This window comes from Scytonema sp. NUACC21 (genome assembly GCF_054684315.1).
This window is the reverse complement of sequence record NZ_BAAFZH010000108.1, coordinates 21,467-35,607: the sequence shown is the minus strand read 5'-3', so window position 1 is coordinate 35,607 and position 14,141 is coordinate 21,467. Positions and strand designations below refer to the sequence as shown.

Sequence of the window (14,141 nt, the reverse complement as noted above, 5' to 3'; positions counted from 1 at the left end):
GAGCAATCTGTTATGGGTGAAAAAACATCCAATAGTTCATATTGGTATTAAGCCAGGATGTTTGTAAAAACCTGTTATAGTTAACGAATTCAGTGAGATTATAGAGGTATCTAAGAAAATATATGCAAGAAGCTAGGGTTGAGCCAGCAGTAACTGAACGAGAAAAAGGTTCTGACTTACACGCTTTATTAATTGGCATTGATTATTACAGACCCAATCGGCTTTACAAAAACCTCCGAGGTTGTGTCCGCGACATTAACCTTGTAGATGCCTATCTCAAAACAACACTCAATATCCCTGCAGAACGAATCCGAAAGCTAACCTCTCCCAATCCAAAAGATACGGCGCTTTTAGAGGTCACATCTGTTCAGGAGCAAGAGCCAACTTATGAGAATATTGTCAATGCTTTCCAAGAGATAACTGAAACAGCATCCACTGGAAACCAAGTATATATCCATTACTCTGGTCATGGTGGACGCGCCATCACAATTTACTCAGAACTAAAAGGGGATGGGCAGAATGATGAGGGAATTGTCCCAACAGATATCGGTGAACAGGATGGGCAATATCTGCGCGATGTTGAGCTAAATACTTTGCTCAAACGCATGACAGACAAAGGATTGGTTGTTACCATCATCCTGGATAGCTGTCACTCTGGTGGTGCAACTCGTGGTGACTGTGATATTCGAGGTTCAAATCAAGAGGATACTGTGATCCGTTCCAGAGAGAGTCTGGTAGCCTCACGGGAAGAATTAATCAGAAATTGGCGATCGCAAACTGAAAAAACAAATTATATTTCCTGGATGCCAGAACCACGAGACTATGTGTTACTAGCAGCTTGTCGTCCCACAGAATATGCCTATGAGTATGCCGTGAATGGGAAGGAAAGGCATGGGGCGCTGACCTATTGGATGATTGACACCTTGAAAACCGTTCTTGGAACACTCAGCTATAAAACCCTGCACGATCGCATTAATGCCAAAATTCAGAGCAAGTTTCCCAGCCAATTACCGATGTTGTTGGGCGAAGGCGATCGCTCCGTATTCGGTAGTAATCTTGTCTCCACTCAATATACTGTAACTGTGTTGGATGTTGATGCCAGTCAAAAACAAGTGAAGCTGAATGCAGGCTTTGCAAATGGCTTAAGCAACGGTACAAGGTTTGCTATCTATCCGCTCAATACATCTGACTTCACAAATAAACAGAATCAACTGGCAATCGTGGAGGTGACAGAGGTTGAGGCATCCAGCGCATCTGCTAAAGTTTTAGAAGAGGCAGACGGTGGTATGGGAGTTAAGGGACAGATAGAGCAAGGTGCGCCCGCTTTCATGTTATCTGCACCACCGGATCTAGTGCGTCGAGTCCGTCTATTTGACCAAAAAAAGCTTGGTGATGCGGAAGATGAATTACCAATTCAGAATTTAGTTGACAAACAAAAAGATGCGCTGAATGCCGTTCGGCAGGCTTTAGCAGAAAATGGCTGGATCATTGAAGTACAGGAAGATGAAGAAGCCCATTATCAAGTAGCAATTGGTAAAAATGGCGAATACGAAATTTGCATCGGGATGCCGATTAAAAACTTGAACCCTCCTTTGATGATTGGTGATTCAGAAGCGACTCAGGAAGTCGTCAAACGGTTGGTTCATCTAGCCAAGTATCAAGTTGTTCAAGAACTGGACAATCCAGATTCTGCACTGATTAATGCTCTTGAATTTGTGTTACTAGACCAGAAAAAACAACCATTCCCTGATTCAAGCAATATAGTTTTTAAAAATGGCGAACTTGCATATCTACGGGTTAAAAATACTTCTGCTCAACCCTTGAATATAGCAGTATTGAATTTAGAATCAACCTGGGAAATCTCCCAGTATCGAATTCAGGGACTTGATGCTCCCTTCTTTCAACTTGTACCAAATCAGGTGGAAGACAATCCAATTCGTTTTAAAATACCAAAAGACAAAGGATATGAGCAAGTGCAAGAAATGCTCAAACTGTTTGCCACTCGCGGATATGCTGACTTTCGTTGGTTAAAACTACCAGCATTAGATCAGGAATTTGAAACAAAAGCCTCAAAGGGTACTTACCGCAATATCAGCCCGTTTGGGAAGTTGTTAGCAGCTATCGGTGAAGATGCAGATGTTTCACCACAGTTAACTCGTGCTGCGGTTTACGAACCAGATCCCAATGCTGAATGGGTGACGAAGCAAATTCAATTCACCATCAAGCGCGAGCTGATTAATCAGCCTATTCTGAGATCAGATAGCCCATAGATATCCTAGAACGGTAAAACTAACTTGAGAGTCTAGATTAAAGTCTTAATTGTGTTCGTTAAGAAGACAATCTCAAACGAGTTTTCTACAATTCCAAGATACCTCTAGCAAGTTTTACTACGCTAGTAGATATCAGATAAATATTATTGGTGACAAGTTAAGGTTGTGATGCATTTGTCAATATACCTAGTGAATGAAAATAATGCCAAAAACCTTGGTAGTAAACATCATTTTTGGGTTATCAATTGCGTAATCTTTGTACTTATGATTTATCTTCGCGCCAAAATGTCAGTATAAAGCTTATATTAATGCCTTATTTATTACCAAAATCTCGTCAAAATTTCTAATTGACAAAAGCAACGTTATTTTAACTTGTCACGAATGGATAAATATTGATACTTTACTATAATACAATACGGTTCAGTTAAGAGAATTTACCAACCGTCAACCTGTGTAGAGACGCGACGCCAGTCGCCTAGGTCGGGAGACCCTCCTGAGGGCGCTGGCTCAAATTTCGCGTCTCTACAAGTCTAAAATTCCTACCATTCAGCCTTAACTGAACCGTATTTTATTATAATAAAGCGAAAACCAATGCCAAAGATACTTATTCTCTCCTCTAATCCAAGAGGAGATTTGAATCTTGATAGAGAAGCTAAAGATTTGAAAGGGCTGGTACAACGTTTGGGAAAGTTTGAAATGGAGTATTGTTTCCTTGTTAGTTCTCAAGAGCTACAGGCATTACTTGCAGAACATAGTCCAAAGTTCGTTCACTTTTGCGGGCATGGAGCTGGGGAAAAAGGATTAGTTTTCCAGGATGAGGATGGACGAGAAGAATTTGTTAGCACGAAGGTACTGGCTCAAATATTTAAAACTTTTTCAGAGGATATTAAGTGTATCGTGCTGAATGCTTGCGATAGCGATTGCCAAGCAAAAGTAATCGTTGAGCATATTGATTATGTGGTTGGGATGAGTCAGCGCATCCTCGATCAAGCTGCTCATCAGTTTTCAATAGGCTTTTATACAGGGTTAGCAGCCGGAAAAACTATCGAAACAGCGTATCAAATGGGTTGTAATCAGATTCTAATCTGGAGTGAAAAAAATTTACAATCTACTCAAAATCGCAAGGCTGAATACGCTGGAGAAGTTACACAACCCGTACAACCTAATCTGTCAGAACATTTAAAGCCAGTTCTGTTAAAGAAGAGTATGCTGCTTGAGGGGGCGACAAAGATTAATTTAGCTCAAAAAATTCCGCCTTCATTAGCATCGCCCAATCTGTTGCTGGAATTTCAAGAAGTCATTCGACAAGAAATTGAACGGAAGGAATACAAAGATCAAGCGAGAGCAGTCTATGACAATTTTGGGCGTTTTTCGGTTCAAAATGCAGCTTCTATCACCAAATTTGAGAATGCACAGCGCAAGATTTTATTAAGTAATGTGAAATCGTTTTGGATCGAGGGATTTCTTGAGCCTATCTTTCAGGGTGATACTGACCTTAGCCTTGACATGAAAGCTCGTCCTGATGCGATCTCCGATCTCTCCGAGGGGATTGAAGCTTGTTCTGTGGAATTAGATGACTCATTTGACGAATTAAGTACAACGCGCATCTATAAGGAAATGGGGCAAGGTCGGACGCTGCTAATTTTGGGAGATCCAGGAGCAGGGAAAACAATCGCCCTCCTGCGACTGGCACAACGCCTGATAGAACGCAGTGAAAAGAATTTGAGCTTACCAATACCAATTGTGTTGAATCTTTCTTCCTGGGCAAAAAATCGAAAATCAATCGCAGATTGGTTGGTTGATGAACTGCGAGAAAAATATCAAGTGCTTCAATCATTGAGTGAAACCTGGATTACTCAACAGCGGCTTATCCTCCTGCTGGATGGGCTGGATGAAGTCAACGAATACTATCGAAACGATTGCGTTCGTGCCTTAAATAAATTTATGGGTCTGTTTTCCCAGACAGAGGTGGCAGTGTGTAGTCGGGTACGAGACTATGAAGATCTGATAGAACGCTTACAAATCAGCAGTGCCATTTGTCTTCAGCCCCTGTCCTCGATGCAGGTGTATCAGTTTTTAGATAGCGTTGGTGGATCGTTGGCAGGCTTAAAAACACTCTTAAAAAGAGATGCAAAATTAGAGCAATTTGCTCAAAATCCCATGATTTTGAACTTTATGAGTGTGGCATACCAGGGGTGGTCAGTGAAAAAGTTGATGGATGAACTTTATTCAAAGAAGACGCGAAACCAACATTTATTTGATACCTATATTGAGCAGCGGCTAGAAAGAGGCACTACTTCAGAATATGACAAGAAGGATGTGCTGTTTTGGTTGAACTGTTTAGCGATCTGGATGGTGCAGGAAAAGCAAACAATCTTCTTGATTGAGAAAATTGAGTCCAGTTGGTTACAGAATCAAAGTGAACTCCAAGAGTATAAAATAAAATACTCAATAAGTCTGATACTGATTTTGGGGATAACTTTTGGACTGAGTTCTGGATTGAGTTCAGGACTGAGTTCTGGGCTGAGTTCTGGGCTAGTTTTTGGGCTAGTTTCTGGGCTAGTTTTTGTAATTTCTGTGCTAATTTTTGTAATTTGTGGGCTGATTTGTGGGCTGATTTTTGGGCTAATTTCTAAGCTAATTTCTAAGCTAATTTCTAGGCTAATTGATGGGCTAATTGATGGGCTGATCTTTGGATTGACTTTTGGGCTAATTTTTGGAGCGACTTTGGCGCTGATTTTTGAGCCGAATTTTGGGGTGACTGTGGGGCTGATTTCTGTGATTTTGGGGGTGACTTTAGGGCTGATTTATGGGCTGATTTTTGGTTCACCAAAAGAAATAGTGCTATTCAAGAACCTCCGTTTGTTATGTCAATGGCTGATTTTTAGGCTGATTTTTTGGCTGATTTTTGGACTGAATGAACTAATTGATAAGCTGATTGATAAGCTAATTAATGCACTGATATGGCTGATTTCTAGGCTGTTTTTTTGGCTGATTTTTGAGATAATTTGGCTGATTGATGCACAGAAACCAGTTCCAAATTGTGGCATTTATCGTTCTCTGAAAAAAGGGCTGATTTTTGGACTGATTTCTGGGCTGATTTCTGGACTGATTTATGGGCTAATTTTTGAACCGAGATCTGGGCTAGTTTTTGGGCTGAGTTTGTGGCTGATTTTTGGACTGAAATACGGTGGATTAGTCTGTATTGAACATTTAAATTTGCGTCAGATACTTTATCAAAAAGGTCGTATTCCCGGTAATTATGCAAAATTCCTTGACTTTGTTTCAAAGCGTCTATTGATGAAAAAAATTGGGGGTGGCTATGTCTTTTTCCACCGGATGCTGTTGGCGTATATTGCTTCAGATGAATTCAAAGCAAAGCTGACTCAAAGGTAAATATGGATTTTAATATGGAAGTTGTTTCACGCCAATACAAAACCTTGGTAGTAAACATCATTTTTGGGTTATCAATTCGCAAAAATTAAGTATCCTTGTCGCGGATATTTTTACATTATCTAGGTTTGTACTGAGAGGTGCAAGATCTGAGCCTCCGACTAGGGGCGAAAATCGCCCCTAGTTAATATATGAAAGACGCACATTTTTTTCATTTTCTGAAAGCCTTGCTGTACCGGGGTTATAAAATGTGCATCTTAGGAGATACACTATAATTCTATCTGCTTTTACTGTAGTATTTGTTTACTGCATTACTTACTGCATTATGGCAATAATTGCTATTACTAATCAGAAGGGTGGCAGTACCAAGAGTACGATCGCAATCCACCTCGCCTACTGGTTGGCAGCCAAAAAGCGGAAATCCGTCCATCTTGTGGATGCCGATCCGCAACGCTCCAGTACGAAATGGACAAATTTACTAGAAAATCCTTTCCCCGTTACAGAGCTAACGACAGCTGACGACCTGCTCGAACAAGTCCCCGAACTAGCAGAACAAGTTGATTTTTTGGTAATTGATTCGCCACCTAGTACTTCGGAGATAGCACGGACGATTTTATATTGTGCTGATTTAGCCGTAATACCTTGCGTACCATCACCCCTAGATATGGATGCGGCTGCGGACACAGTACGATTGGTCAGACAAGCTCGAACAGTCAGAAAGAAAGAAGGAGAACTGCCCAAAGCTGCTTTTTTAATTAGCAATGCGAAGAGGGGAACTCGACTAGAAAAGGAAGCTATTGCTTTAATCAATCAAATTCCAGATTTAGTAGCTTTAAAAACTATTATCCACCAAAAACAAGTTGTGGCGGATGCCTTTGGACAGAACGTCACAGTTTTTGATATGAAGGGCAAGGGTGTTTCTGAAGCTATTGAAGAATTTGAATCAGCTTTTAAGGAAATTATGAGGTTACTAAAATGACTCCAGATAAACGCAAAGGCATGGACGAAATGGCGAAAAAGTTTATAAGTGGAGAGATGGACGCTTCACCTGCCACACCCCAACCTCAAAAGTCTACTCATAAAAAACAGGACACTAATAAAAAAGCGGAAAACAAGCCCAAACCTAAAAGTAAAGTGGTCGAAGAATTATTGGAACCGTCAACCAAAGAAGCCACAGTTCGGTTTACTGTTGATATGCCTATATCCCTCCACAGGAAGCTATCAGAACTAGCTTTACGTGCCGGAAAGAAGAAAGTAGAAATCGTAAGAGCTATACTAGAAGAGGCTTTAGAAGATTTTGAATAGTATACTTTTCATTACTGCATTACTGCAATCAGTAAGTAGTAGTTTTATTTTTGCATAATTCCAACGGGAGAGGTAACAGCATTTTGATGTAGCCGCTCGTCACCAAGAAAGACAATCCAAAGAGAATACAAAATCTTCTCTATTCCCTCTTGGTTCCTCCTTTGTTGAGCGTGCATTTGTAAATTTTTGCAATCCCTTCTAGTAAATCCTGTGGAACTTCTCCAATCAACGGCACTTGTAGGGGATATTGCCTGTGCAAAATATATTTATTTCTGATTCTACATAACACCCGAACCAATCCTATTAATTCATAAAAACATTCTGGAGTTGCCCAATCATAAATTAAACTGTTAACAGAGAGACCAAAATTTAGGATAATTCGATAATTTTGGTCTCTCTGTTAGATGTTATCGACTCTATAGCTAATGATATGAAGCGTTTTCTGTTATGCCCTCTTTCATAACTCAAGCTAACCGTCGCCTTTTGGGCTACATCTTGGTAGCAATTGTGTCTATTATATTGTTAGGAGTCGCTGTTTGGAAGATTCCACAGATGCAAGTTGCATCTTTGAAAGAGCAAATCGATCTCCTTAGAAGTTTAAGCACTCAAAGTATAGACTTTAAAGACCTAGCCACACTTGAAAAATTACGTGTTGATACTGAAAACGCTGCTCGTACTGTCATTGTTCAAGGTGTAGGCGGTTCCTTTGTTTTTCTAACAGCTTTTGTCGCATTCCTTAACTACCGAGAGACCCGGCGTAACGTCACTGTAGCTGAAGAAAAGCAAGTCACAGAACGGTTTGCTAAGGCGATTGAACAGTTGGGCAACGCAAATATTCACGTCCGGCTCGGAGCAATCTATGCGCTTGAACGAATTTCTAAGGATTCTGACAAAGATTACTGGCAGGTCATGGAAATTCTAACTGCTTACGTGCGTGAGACATCCCCTTACCCACCTAGAGATAAAGCAGATAACAAGCCACTTTGGGAAAGTGTACTAAGCATCCATAAAAAAGACAACTCGCCTAGCACAACAGATGATCTTCAGGATATTCCCCCTATTGGAACAGATATTCAAGCAGTTTTAACCGTAATCAGCAGACGCGCAAAAAGCTATGGACAGGGTGAGGAAAATCGTCTCGATCTCAGTAAAAGTGACCTTTCTAGAGCCAACCTCAGCAGTGCCAACCTCAGCAGTGCCGACCTCAGCAGTGCCAACATCGGCAGTGCCGACCTCAACAGTGCTTTTCTCATAGACACCAACCTCAGAGCTGCCAACCTCGAAGCTGCCAACCTCAAAGCTGCCAACCTCGAAGGTGCCAACCTCATAAAAGCCGACCTCTTAAAAGCTAACCTCGAAGGTGCCAACCTCATAAAAGCCGACTTCTTAAAAGCCAACCTCGAAGGTGCCGACCTCGAAGATGCCAACCTCATAAAAGCCAACCTCAGCTATGTCAACCTCATGGGAGCCAACCTCATAAAAGCCAACCTCAGCAGTGCCTACCTCGGCAGTGCCGACCTCAGCAGTGCCTACCTCATAGGAGCCAACCTCGAAGGTGCCTACCCCATGGGAGCCAACCTCTACAAAGCCAACTTCTACAAAGCCAACCTCAGCCGTGCCAACCTCAGCGATGCCAACCTCAGCGATGCCTTACTCATTAGTGCCGACCTCAGCGATGCCGACCTCAGCGATGCCAAAAACCTAACTCCTGAGCAAGTTAAGAAAGCAGAAAATTGGGAGAAAGCAAAGTACAGTGAGGAATTCCGCGCCAAACTTGGTTTACCGCCAGAATCATCTGAGAATCAGGGAGAGTCGCAATTAGCTTAGAGTGTTTGCTTGAGCGATCTGCCCCTTGGGCAGGAGCGAAGCTATCGCACTCCCACACCCCGTAACAAAACATTAAGTATTGTGACAGTTGTAGCCCAACACTACACCGCACAGCGCTTATTTTTCGTTGAAGTTGTAGCACGATTCCACCCCGCTGCCGTGGTTAACATTGTGCCAGTACCAATTCTGCACAAGTGAGCCGCGTCGCCTCAAGTTCAAGCTTTTAGACTGATACTCACAATCAACCCATCAAAATAAAGACAACTGCCCTGGTGAAACATTCCCCTTTCTTCTTGTGTGATACAGAAGATGGCAAGCGCTGCAAACGGCTCGCAAATTCTCAAAGCGATTGTCTTCCGGCACAAAATTTTGGTGATGGACGGTTAGCGTTAAAGCCATTCTTTGGGAGCGAGAAAGACCGAGTGTACTCTCGCCAGGGCGAATGCATTGCAAACCACATTTGCTACATTTCCACTCCACAGATTGCTTCACAATAAAAGCGATATCCTTCCAGTTTTTCGGATAGCGCTTGTAGTAACTCTTTGGCATATCCACCCCCAATCCCAATCAAAAAGCAAGTAGCCCCTAAGTACTCATCCCGTGTCAAGTATAATTTAATATACTTTTTTTGACTACTGAGATATTTTGGGGGCATTTAGGGGGACACTGCCAAACCCGCACCATGCAACGAAAAATCAAACCTGCTATCGTTGTTTTTGCCTTGGGTCAGTACCCAGTTTCTTCTCAACCCGTTGCAACTTCACATTCGTGTAGCCAGTTTGCTCGCGAGTATATTGTATCTTTTCACTTTCAGCCACTGGCAATGGAGCAGGAGACATCTCAAACACAGCCCTCGTCATCACCGCAGTGGCAGTACAAGCACTCACCAAAATCCCCCCAAACACACCCAACAGCTTATAGTTCAAGCCCCCTTTGTTGGCGAACAATCCTAGTAGGTTTGGCTTGTTCTGTAGGCGAGATATCTGGGATATCAACTCCATCTGCTTTTCTTCCATCAAGTCTATCCTCTCTTGTATCTTCCGACCCACCCCCGTTATCATCGTTTGGGTTGTGTGTATTTTTGTCCTTAGCAGTTCGATTTCTCCTTTGTCCTGTGACATCAACGAATTTAACTGGAGTAATTGTTCTTCCGTCAATTCGATTTTCAGAAACTTCCTCTGTTCTAGGGATTGATTCAGTTTCTCCAACCGCAAGCTCATGTTGGGAGCGTTTTCGGCGACGACTTTCAAAAGCCTCAAGAGTTCTGGCAAGTTCTTCAATTGCTCCAAAAGCTGAGTCGAGGTCACGTCTAGACTGTTCAAGGCTGTCCCAAGCGCTTTGCTGGAAGTCGCTAAGCTTTCTGTCACTTTGATATGTTGGCTGTCTATCTGAAGTTTCTCTGTTGTTATCCGACTCCATTCATCCAACTCCTGCAACACCGATCTAAACAACTGTCTGATATCTTCTGGGGCTTGCTCAATCAATATCTTGAGATGCCCAATCGCTGCAAATATCAAGAAGAATTCTTCATCAGGATGGATATTCCAATCCAACACAAATTGCAGCACGTTAGCTCTATGTTCCGCCGATTCGTTCTCCAATGCTTTAGCTAGATTGTGTTTCGCTCTTTGGTACTCCTTTTTCACTTCCATATGCGCTTACTCCTTTGCAACCAATTTCTTGAAGATTCCTAACCCATCGATAGCCTCACCACTCTCTCTGAGGAACCTTTTGATTCGCTGCTTATCGACCTTACCAAATCCCAATTCAGATGCTTTGTCCAATGCTTCGGTATAGCCCAGGCTGTTATCCCGAATGATGCGGAATGTTTCAATTCCAAAAAACTCTGGTAAGACCATCTCTCGTACACGACACTGCTTCATTAGTGTTTGCAGTCGTTGGTCAGAATCAATCAACCTCCAATCCTTCGATAAGTTAATCCCTTCGTTCTTGACCAGGATATGGTGTATTTGCTTTCCATAAGTGGCTAGGGAACGATATAACGAAGCCACCGATTCTACACTCCCATCAGTAACAAACCAAAGGTAGAACTCATTCTCCCCCTCAATCGCTTCCAGTATTTCGTTCTGTTTCAACCAGTGGCTCACCGCTTCAAATGATGCCGCCGACAAGTTAAAAAGCACGTTGGCTTCATCAGCCACATCCACAATCACAGATGCTGCATCCTGTGCGTGGATTGCCTCTGAAAAATACGCCTCCCTAATATCAATTCCCTGCTTCAAGTAAGCCTTCCTCAAGTCAGGGGCAGACCTATCAGTGTCAAACGCAATAAAGGGTATGTCATTCTCAATAAAGTATTCCAACAGGCGCTTGCAGCAGGTGGACTTTCCCACGCCACCCTTCTCGCCACCTACACCATGAATATCCGGCATATCTTCTATCTCCTTCTCTATCTCCTTCTCAGCGTCATTGGTTGGTAATCGTCAGTATCCACAGTTGAAGATTGTGACTGTGGTTTGGATTGAGTTTGTGACTGTGGTTTGGATTGAGTTTGTGGTTTGGATTGAGTTTGTGATTGTGGTTTTGATTGACTTTGTGACTGTGGTTTGGACTGTGGCTTTTCCCCATTCCCACTCGGTTCTTGAGATTCAGAAGAATCCTCCAGGTCAGCGACAGCCTCACCACCACCAGTCTCACTATCTGCCTTCTTTTTTCTAGACCTAGTTTCTTTACGGACTTCTCCCAACAAATACTTGATTCGGTTTCCACTGATGTTGATATCCAAGCCAGCCAATACCTCTGACACTTCGTCATACGTATAGCCAAGCTTCAGCACCCGCTCAATCTGCCTCCTCATCTTGCGGATGGCAACCTTGGCTGGTACATCTGGCAGTTCCTTGGCATCTAGCCCCCGTAGCGCTTCTATCGCCCCTGAAATTTTGTCTTTGCTGATTCGTTCGCTATCTTGTGGTGGTGTCATCTCCAACGCTTCATAACCATTTGCCGATTTAAGTATTTTCTTTTATTTTTAGAATAATACTAGTGCCAAAAATTTGGCTGCTGAGTACGAGTGATTCTCCTTAAAGATTTCATGAAGACTGCCCCAGTACCTAACTATGTATCTACATCTGTTCTTAATAGAGGTAATCCTCTTTACTTCGCTTTCTTTTGAGATAGTCCCAGTCCTCCCCATTCCCCCTCACGGACAATCCCCCCCGTTGGCTCATCCCCACCACTGTTGAGGATAGCCCCAGTCCCCTCACCTTGACCCCACGTTGGAGTATCCCCAGCAAGTGGTGTAGCTCCCCCGTCGTGGGAAGCTGCCAGCTTGTGCTGTAGCTTCCACGTTGGAGTCGCCCCCCGTCCTCTCATCTTGACCCCACGTTGGAGTAGTCCTCGTCTCCTCCTGTAGCCCCCACGTTGGAGTCGCCCCCCGTTTTCTCGTCCCAGTTGTGGTGGGTTAAGAGCCAGCCATGCCTTACGACGTGCGTCGTACCTCACGCGGTGCGTTCGGACGGCAGGCTGGGCAACGCAGGGGCTACCGCCCCCCTGTTGCACCGACCCCCCATCCCGGTTGCGTGATGACCTCTCTTACTATGACCAATCCCAGTCACCCAGTATGACCAATCCCAGTCCAAGAGAAAGTACACCTGATTCCCCAATCAAACGCAAAAGAGGTAAGCCCAACAAACACCTGACAAGAACGCTCAATTTCCCGGTTCGAGTTAACAAACTTGAACTGGAAATGATTCGGTTGCGAGCACTGGATGCAGGGTTAACTTGTGCAGAGTTATTTAGGCGTAATGCACTCATGCGTCCACTGCCCAAACGACTCAGCAAGATTGAGCTTGCCACATACCAGGAGTTGGGCAGAATCGGCAACAACCTCAACCAACTAGCCAAAGCTGCAAATACTGCAATCAAGATGGGTTATCCACCACCAGCAGAACCAAAGCTACTAGAGGAACTTCTAGAACTGTTGCACCAGTGCAGGCGACAACTAGCTCAAGTGGATGACGGCGACGGTGATGACGATTCAGAGGAGGAGGAACTTTTGGATGATTGGGAAGCAAAAGAAGGGTAAGGGATTTCGGGGATTGTTGGACTACCTCGAATCCAGTCCTGGAGCACGGCTGATTGGTGGAAATATGAGCGGTAGGAATGCTCTTGAATTGGCAAGAGAATTCAAACTGTCGCGCCAACTTAACCCAGAAGTCGAGCGGGCAGTTTACCACGTCAGTTTGTCAGCAGCCAAAGATGACGAATTGGATGACGACCAGTGGTGCGAGTTAGCCCAAAAGTACGTAGAGCTCCTGGGCTTTGACTGCAACCAGTTCGCCATCTACAAGCACACCAACACGGATGACGACCACATCCATATTGTGGCTAGTCGCATCAGGCTTGACACCGGGAAGGTAGTACATGACGGCTGGGATTATGTACGCTCCGAGAAAGTACTCAGAGAACTCGAAAAAGAGTACGGACTCGTGCAAGTACAAAGCAGTCGTGAGAAACAAGCTCGTACCCCCAGCACGGGACAAATCAGGCGCATACGGCGAGAGCAAGGGGAGTACTCTCGGGGCAAGCGAGAGATTCCCCCAGAACTGCCCATCAAAACTCAACTCCAGCAAGCCATCGATGAAGCAACTCAAGACCATCCACCCATGCCGTTGGCGATCGCCCGATTGCAGTTAATGGGGATTGAGGTAAGGGCAGGATTCACCCGTACTGGTAAGTCAAAAGGAATCTCATTTCAGATGCAGGGGCAAGCGTTCAGTGGCACTCACTTGGGAGCGGGATATACGTTCAAAGCGTTATCCCAAAAAACAGAGTACGAACCAGAACGCGACGACCCACGCATCCAACAATTGGTGAACAATCCGACTTTAGCCCAACAGATGCTAGAAAGATGGCTGCAACAACAGCAAGTACAGCAACAACTTGAACAATCACAAAAACGCAGGTCAAGAGGAATCGAGAGATGAATGAACTATTACCAGAAGAAGTGGTGCTAATTGTTAGCAAGCTACCACCACAGTTGGCACAATTGCGACAAAAATATCCCACAGCGATATGGAATGCGGCTGACTGTTGGGATGATACTCCACTGCCATCAAATTACACCCCCCAGTACATCGAAATCTACTATGCAGATAAAGCCGATAGCCCACATATTTATTATGAGAACAACCAAGTCAAGTACATTAACTTGCCAACTGATGTGGGACAGTCCCAAGTGATTCAGGTGTGGATAGATGGGGTATGTAAGTACATCGAATTGGAAGGACAAACTATCCTCAACAAACTTGGTGGCGTGCAACTCCCTTTACCACAAGTGACTGTCACAACAATTGCCAACAGTTTATCCCAAGCGAGGAATTAAAC

At 43.8% G+C, this 14,141-nt stretch carries 14 protein-coding genes; 9 read left to right on the top strand and 5 right to left on the bottom strand.

Annotated features, from left to right (window positions below; all coding sequences use genetic code 11):
* The first annotated feature begins 122 nt into the window (after positions 1-122).
* From ACYRY3_RS40710 to ACYRY3_RS40685, 6 genes are all read left to right on the top strand, one after another.
* Positions 123-2,270, top strand: coding sequence for a caspase family protein (locus ACYRY3_RS40710; protein WP_460207527.1), 2,148 nt, complete (start codon positions 123-125; stop codon positions 2,268-2,270).
* Positions 2,271-2,861: 591 nt separating this feature from the next.
* Positions 2,862-5,666 (top strand): NACHT domain-containing protein, encoded by a 2,805-nt coding sequence (locus ACYRY3_RS40705; RefSeq protein WP_460207526.1) that lies wholly within the window; start codon positions 2,862-2,864, stop codon positions 5,664-5,666.
* 322 nt (positions 5,667-5,988) lie between these two features.
* The gene (locus tag ACYRY3_RS40700) at positions 5,989-6,642 is read left to right on the top strand and encodes an AAA family ATPase (RefSeq protein WP_460207525.1); all 654 of its coding nucleotides are present in this window, start codon (positions 5,989-5,991) and stop codon (positions 6,640-6,642) included.
* Complete coding sequence (locus ACYRY3_RS40695; protein ID WP_460207524.1) at positions 6,639-6,968, top strand: hypothetical protein; 330 nt, start codon at positions 6,639-6,641, stop codon at positions 6,966-6,968. Before ACYRY3_RS40700 ends, ACYRY3_RS40695 begins: the two co-directional genes overlap by 4 nt.
* Positions 6,969-7,415: 447 nt before the next feature.
* On the top strand, positions 7,416-8,795 hold the full coding sequence (locus tag ACYRY3_RS40690) for a pentapeptide repeat-containing protein (protein ID WP_460207523.1): 1,380 nt from the start codon (positions 7,416-7,418) through the stop codon (positions 8,793-8,795).
* Between the two features lie 9 nt (positions 8,796-8,804).
* Positions 8,805-8,993, top strand: coding sequence for a hypothetical protein (locus ACYRY3_RS40685; RefSeq protein WP_460207522.1), 189 nt, complete (start codon positions 8,805-8,807; stop codon positions 8,991-8,993).
* Between the two features lie 51 nt (positions 8,994-9,044).
* Here ACYRY3_RS40685 and ACYRY3_RS40680 read toward each other — a convergent pair whose 3' ends face one another.
* From ACYRY3_RS40680 to ACYRY3_RS40660, 5 genes are all read right to left on the bottom strand, one after another.
* Positions 9,045-9,344 (bottom strand): HNH endonuclease, encoded by a 300-nt coding sequence (locus tag ACYRY3_RS40680; RefSeq protein WP_460207521.1) that lies wholly within the window; start codon positions 9,342-9,344, stop codon positions 9,045-9,047.
* A gap of 155 nt (positions 9,345-9,499) precedes the next feature.
* Positions 9,500-10,447 (bottom strand): DUF6753 family protein, encoded by a 948-nt coding sequence (locus tag ACYRY3_RS40675; protein WP_460207520.1) that lies wholly within the window; start codon positions 10,445-10,447, stop codon positions 9,500-9,502.
* A 6-nt stretch (positions 10,448-10,453) separates the two neighbouring features.
* On the bottom strand, positions 10,454-11,188 hold the full coding sequence (locus tag ACYRY3_RS40670) for a P-loop NTPase family protein (RefSeq protein WP_460207519.1): 735 nt from the start codon (positions 11,186-11,188) through the stop codon (positions 10,454-10,456).
* Positions 11,189-11,205: 17 nt separating this feature from the next.
* Complete coding sequence (locus ACYRY3_RS40665) at positions 11,206-11,736, bottom strand: hypothetical protein (protein ID WP_460207518.1); 531 nt, start codon at positions 11,734-11,736, stop codon at positions 11,206-11,208.
* Between the two features lie 173 nt (positions 11,737-11,909).
* A complete protein-coding gene (locus tag ACYRY3_RS40660; protein ID WP_460207517.1) occupies positions 11,910-12,314 on the bottom strand; it encodes a hypothetical protein in 405 nt (134 codons plus the stop codon).
* A gap of 61 nt (positions 12,315-12,375) precedes the next feature.
* Here ACYRY3_RS40660 and ACYRY3_RS40655 point away from each other — a divergent pair, with 61 nt between their 5' ends.
* The 3 genes from ACYRY3_RS40655 to ACYRY3_RS40645 are packed head-to-tail and all read left to right on the top strand — an operon-like array spanning position 12,376 to position 14,139.
* Positions 12,376-12,840: a plasmid mobilization protein gene (locus tag ACYRY3_RS40655; RefSeq protein ID WP_460207516.1), complete on the top strand. Its 465-nt coding sequence runs from the start codon at positions 12,376-12,378 to the stop codon at positions 12,838-12,840.
* On the top strand, positions 12,815-13,741 hold the full coding sequence (locus ACYRY3_RS40650) for a relaxase/mobilization nuclease domain-containing protein (protein WP_460207515.1): 927 nt from the start codon (positions 12,815-12,817) through the stop codon (positions 13,739-13,741). Before ACYRY3_RS40655 ends, ACYRY3_RS40650 begins: the two co-directional genes overlap by 26 nt.
* Positions 13,738-14,139, top strand: a complete 402-nt coding sequence (locus ACYRY3_RS40645) for a hypothetical protein (protein WP_460207514.1) — start codon at positions 13,738-13,740, stop codon at positions 14,137-14,139. Before ACYRY3_RS40650 ends, ACYRY3_RS40645 begins: the two co-directional genes overlap by 4 nt.
* Positions 14,140-14,141: the final 2 nt, after the last annotated feature.

Coding starts and splice junctions, on each gene's coding strand:
- ACYRY3_RS40710 (WP_460207527.1), top strand. CDS start 123: ATGCAAGAAGCTAGGGTTGAGCCAGCAGTAACTGAACGAGAAAAAGGT.
- ACYRY3_RS40705 (WP_460207526.1), top strand. CDS start 2,862: ATGCCAAAGATACTTATTCTCTCCTCTAATCCAAGAGGAGATTTGAAT.
- ACYRY3_RS40700 (WP_460207525.1), top strand. CDS start 5,989: ATGGCAATAATTGCTATTACTAATCAGAAGGGTGGCAGTACCAAGAGT.
- ACYRY3_RS40695 (WP_460207524.1), top strand. CDS start 6,639: ATGACTCCAGATAAACGCAAAGGCATGGACGAAATGGCGAAAAAGTTT.
- ACYRY3_RS40690 (WP_460207523.1), top strand. CDS start 7,416: ATGCCCTCTTTCATAACTCAAGCTAACCGTCGCCTTTTGGGCTACATC.
- ACYRY3_RS40680 (WP_460207521.1), bottom strand. CDS start 9,344: ATGCCAAAGAGTTACTACAAGCGCTATCCGAAAAACTGGAAGGATATC.
- ACYRY3_RS40675 (WP_460207520.1), bottom strand. CDS start 10,447: ATGGAAGTGAAAAAGGAGTACCAAAGAGCGAAACACAATCTAGCTAAA.
- ACYRY3_RS40670 (WP_460207519.1), bottom strand. CDS start 11,188: ATGCCGGATATTCATGGTGTAGGTGGCGAGAAGGGTGGCGTGGGAAAG.
- ACYRY3_RS40665 (WP_460207518.1), bottom strand. CDS start 11,736: ATGACACCACCACAAGATAGCGAACGAATCAGCAAAGACAAAATTTCA.
- ACYRY3_RS40655 (WP_460207516.1), top strand. CDS start 12,376: ATGACCAATCCCAGTCCAAGAGAAAGTACACCTGATTCCCCAATCAAA.
- ACYRY3_RS40650 (WP_460207515.1), top strand. CDS start 12,815: ATGATTGGGAAGCAAAAGAAGGGTAAGGGATTTCGGGGATTGTTGGAC.
- ACYRY3_RS40645 (WP_460207514.1), top strand. CDS start 13,738: ATGAATGAACTATTACCAGAAGAAGTGGTGCTAATTGTTAGCAAGCTA.